This window comes from Hoeflea sp. (genome assembly GCF_984452065.1).
In genome coordinates this window covers 2,916-6,966 of the sequence record NZ_CFHWAF010000190.1, presented here as the reverse complement: position 1 = coordinate 6,966, position 4,051 = coordinate 2,916, and the positions used below count along the sequence as shown (strand labels likewise).

General features: G+C 55.9%; 4 protein-coding genes. 3 read left to right on the top strand and 1 reads right to left on the bottom strand.

Annotation, left to right across the window (positions count from 1 at the left end; translation table 11 throughout):
• Nucleotides 1-99: 99 nt before the first annotated feature.
• Nucleotides 100-999: a LysR family transcriptional regulator gene (locus AC5E6N_RS22480; protein WP_491692003.1), complete on the bottom strand. Its 900-nt coding sequence runs from the start codon at nucleotides 997-999 to the stop codon at nucleotides 100-102.
• Between the two features lie 109 nt (nucleotides 1,000-1,108).
• On the opposite strand from AC5E6N_RS22480, the gene AC5E6N_RS22475 reads away from it, so the two are divergent.
• The 3 genes from AC5E6N_RS22475 (at nucleotide 1,109) to AC5E6N_RS22465 (ending at nucleotide 4,045) form a co-directional block, all read left to right on the top strand.
• Nucleotides 1,109-2,101 (top strand): TRAP transporter substrate-binding protein, encoded by a 993-nt coding sequence (locus tag AC5E6N_RS22475; RefSeq protein WP_491749903.1) that lies wholly within the window; start codon nucleotides 1,109-1,111, stop codon nucleotides 2,099-2,101.
• A 73-nt stretch (nucleotides 2,102-2,174) separates the two neighbouring features.
• A complete protein-coding gene (locus AC5E6N_RS22470; protein ID WP_491749902.1) occupies nucleotides 2,175-2,657 on the top strand; it encodes a TRAP transporter small permease in 483 nt (160 codons plus the stop codon).
• Nucleotides 2,654-4,045 (top strand): TRAP transporter large permease, encoded by a 1,392-nt coding sequence (locus AC5E6N_RS22465; RefSeq protein ID WP_491749901.1) that lies wholly within the window; start codon nucleotides 2,654-2,656, stop codon nucleotides 4,043-4,045. The genes AC5E6N_RS22470 and AC5E6N_RS22465 overlap by 4 nt, the downstream gene beginning before the upstream one ends.
• The last annotated feature ends 6 nt before the right edge of the window (nucleotides 4,046-4,051 follow it).

Below are 4,051 nucleotides of genomic sequence, written 5' to 3'. Positions count from 1 at the left end.
TTCTGCGATGAAAAACCTACAGCAAAACGTCAAAATCACTGTGCAGAGACACTAGAAAAATCGGCGCTTTTGATGGCTCGCCTTATCAGCAGCAAGGGTTCAGACGCGCTGAGACAGCTTTCTATCTACAAGGAAGTTTGTGAAACGTTCGCAAGATCCGGTGCTCCGATCGTTTCTCCAGAGCGCGACTGTATGCACCTGTTCTGTGACATCCTTGATCGGGATTTGCCGCAGACCGGCGGGAAGCGCCGGGTTGGTGCTTTCCGTCAGTACGGTAATACCCATTCCACTGGCCACTAGACCCAATATGCCTGCGCTGTTGAATGCTTCCTGGACTATTCGGGGTGTGAACCCGGCTTGTCGGCAAAGCGGGATCAGCAGAGAGTAAAAGTGTTCCCACTCATGGAGCGGGCCATGAACAAAGTCTTCCTCTGCCAGGTCGCGCAGACGGACCGAGCGGGCCCGGGCGAACCGATGATTGTCATGAACGATACAAACAAACCGATCTGATTGAATGGGTACCTGATCATACCCCTGGAGGTTGATTGGCCCGGTTACAAATCCAATGTCAAGGAGGCCGGCTTCGAGTTTATCGAGTTGCTCGGTTGTCACCCCGTGATGGGGTTTGACGATAACCCTGGGCTCGATTACCTGAAACGCCTGAAGCAGCCTTGGCAGGTGCCCTGCAATCGCAATATCGGTGTAGCCGATGCGCAGCGTTCCAATCTTGCCGTCGGCCACCAGTCGAACATTCGCCACCGCGTGTTCGACGCCGCTCAGGATGATTTTCGAACTCTGTAGAAAATCTGCGCCTGCGGTGGTCAGGGCCACTTGTTTGTCGGACCTGTCAAAGAGCTTGACGCCGATCTCTGCCTCGAGATGCCGAATCGCCCGACTTAGAGCGGGTTGCGCCACGCCTAATCGGGCGGCGGCGCGGCGGAAGTGAACTTCTTCGGCAACTGCAACAAAGTATCGGATGTGGCGGAGGCCGAATTTCAATGATGCCGTTCCATTATCAATAGAGACCCAATTGATATTATATTTGAGTAGATTTTTGTGGCAAGCTCACCCCCGGGGTGAGCCTCAAAGACATATCGGGGACCTACAGATGAAAAACAGCACCTTTGCAATTGCAACACTCTCAGCGTTGGTGCTTTCCGGACAGATTGCGCACGCCGACGACGTCACTATCAATCTTGGTTACGCCGCCTCGGAGACGAGCTCTCATGCTGTTCTCGCCAACAAGTTCGAAGAGTTGGCTGAGGAGTACTCAGGCGGTTCGATCGACGTGAAAGTGCGCTGTTGTGGGCAACTGATGGGCGAGGATGAAGCCTTTAAGGCCATGCAGCTTGGCACCGTCGACATGCATATTATCACCGGCAACAACGTCTCACCGCACTTTCCGATGATGGATGCGTTTGTCCTTCCCTATATCTTTGACGACAAGGCACATGCCTACACGGTTCTGGAAGGCGAGGTCGGTCAGAGCATCGCGGACATGCTTCAGAGTGATACTGGCGTCCACCTGCTGACATACGGCTTTGTTGGAGACCGCGACTTTTACAACTCGCGCAACCCCATCACGTCGATGGCCGACATGGAAGGTTTGAAAGTCCGTGTCCCGAAGAACCAGGTGATGATCGACACCTTTGCCGAATTCGGGGCCGCCCCAATTCCTCTGCCTTGGGCCGACACGCCAACGGCGCTGCAAACCGGCACGGTGGAAGGCGCCGATAACGGGACATCCTTTATAAAGTCCCAGAAGTTCTACGAGATTATGTCCTACTTCACCGCGCTCGAGCACTTTGTTTACTTTTCGCCGCTCTTTGCGAGCGATCGCGTCATGGGCAAGCTTGACGATGCTCAAAAAGATGCCGTGATGCGGGCCGCCCGGGATGCTGGCATCTACCAAAAAGAAGAAATGAACCGTCAAGTTCAGGAGATCCGTGACTTCCTGATAGGTGAAGGCGGCATGGAGACCGCCGAGTTTGACCGTAGCGATTTTATCGCCGCCGGGCAGCGCGTACAGGATCGGTTTGCGGCCGATAAAGGGGACGAGTTCACGGCCCTAATCGACGCCATTCGTGCTGCCTCAAACTAGAGTGAACGCTGTGAGAGAAGCGCGCATGCCTCCCGGTGCGCGCCTCTCAAACGACTGAAAGACAGCATCCATCATGCTTTCCAAGCTCGACCGCTACTTTGAAGAGGTTCTGTGCACGTTCTTCCTGGGTGTTGTTGTGTTTTCGGTTCTGCTCCAGGTGGTTCAGCGGTTTGTTTTTCACTCCGCCTCCGTCTGGGCAGAAGAAACGGCCGTTTATGGCATGATCTTTTCTGTTTACCTCGGCGCGACGATGGCGGTCAGAGACCGCGCGCATATCCGCATCACGATGCTTGTGACACGTCTGCCCCGCAGGTTCCAGGTGGCGTGCATTGTGCTGGCTGACATCCTCTGGGCAGGTTTTGTAGTTTTCATGATCGTGCAAACGATCGGTTACACGCAGCTGCTCTTTGAAGTGACCTTTCAAACCCCCGGTTTGGGAATCGAGCAGCGTTGGGTGCAGATGTTCCTTCCCGCCTTTTTCGGCCTCATGCTCTTTCGAATTGCCCAAGTCTATTGGAGGTGGCGTGCTGACGGCTTCAAGGAGCTTCCCCTATGACCGATTTACCTCGCGAACAAGCGCGCCCGACGTATTTTGCCGCGATGTTCCTCCTCGCTCTGGTTCTGGGGATCGTCTTTACCTTTTTCGTGAGCTCGAATGGCCCGATCCTGATGGCGCTCGTATTCGTGTTCACGATGGCGATTGGCATACCAATCCCTTTTGCAGCAGGCCTCGCGACCGTCGCTGGTCTGATTATCGCGGACATTCCGATGACCTTGATGGCGCAGGCGGCCTGGACCGCCTTTGAGCCATTTCCACTGGTCACCATCCCTCTGTTCATTTTGGCAGGCCAGTTGATGGAGCAGGGCGGCATGTCCGAGAAGCTGGTTAATATCGCGCAGAAACTTGTGGGGGCGTACAAGGGTGGGCTGGGGCTCGTCACGGTTGTCGCCTGCATGTTCTTCGCAGCCCTGTCCGGCTCTGGTCCTGCTACGACGGCAGCCATCGGGTCGATCACCATCCCGGCCATGCAGAAAGAGGGCTATCGGTCCCGGTTCGCCGGGGCGATAGCGGCTTCCGCAGGCGCGTTGGGCTCGATGATCCCGCCGTCGAACCTGTTGATCATCTTTGCCCTGGTGACGGATGTGTCCATCCCCCGCCTTTTCCTTGCGGGTATCGTGCCGGGGATCGTACTGGGCCTGATGCTGATGGCGGTCGTCTTCGTGATTTCAGTCAGGAACCGCTATGGAGGCACGGGCGAGACGTTTCGCTGGGGCCCGTTGCTGGAAGCGCTCTGGGACGGCAAATGGGCCGTTATGGCGCCGGTGATCATCCTAGGGGGCATCTATGCCGGCCTGTTCACGCCATCGGAGGCCGCTGGCGTGGCTGTGGCTTACGGGCTGTTCGTTGGCCTCTTCATCTACAAGGGTCTGACCTGGGCCAAGCTCTTCCATGCCTTCAAGTTCACCGCCATCGTCATCGGCACCGTGCTCTTTATCCTGGGCTCGACCAAGGCGTTCGGTCAGTTGGTGACGGTTTTCGATATTCCTGATGCGGTGCTGGGACTGTTTCAGGGCATCGTCGAATACCCCTGGCTCGTAATGCTCATGATTGGCATTTTCTACATCATCGTCGGCATGTGGCTTGAGAGCATTCCGCAGATCATCATCTTTACGGCCGTATTCTTTCCTCTTGTCACGAGCCTCGGGATCGATCCCGTCATCTTCGGGATCTTTACCGTTATGACCTGCGAGATCGGCTTTCTGACCCCTCCGATTGGCGTGAACCTGTTCGTGGCCGCGCGCATCAGTAAGGTGTCGATAGAGGAGATATCGGTCGGCGTTCTGCCACTTTTGATCCCGTATGTCGCGATGATCCTGCTGCTCGTCTTCTTCAACGAGTGGGTCACGTTCCTGCCGGACCTCGTCTATGGGCCAAGCCGATGACATCGA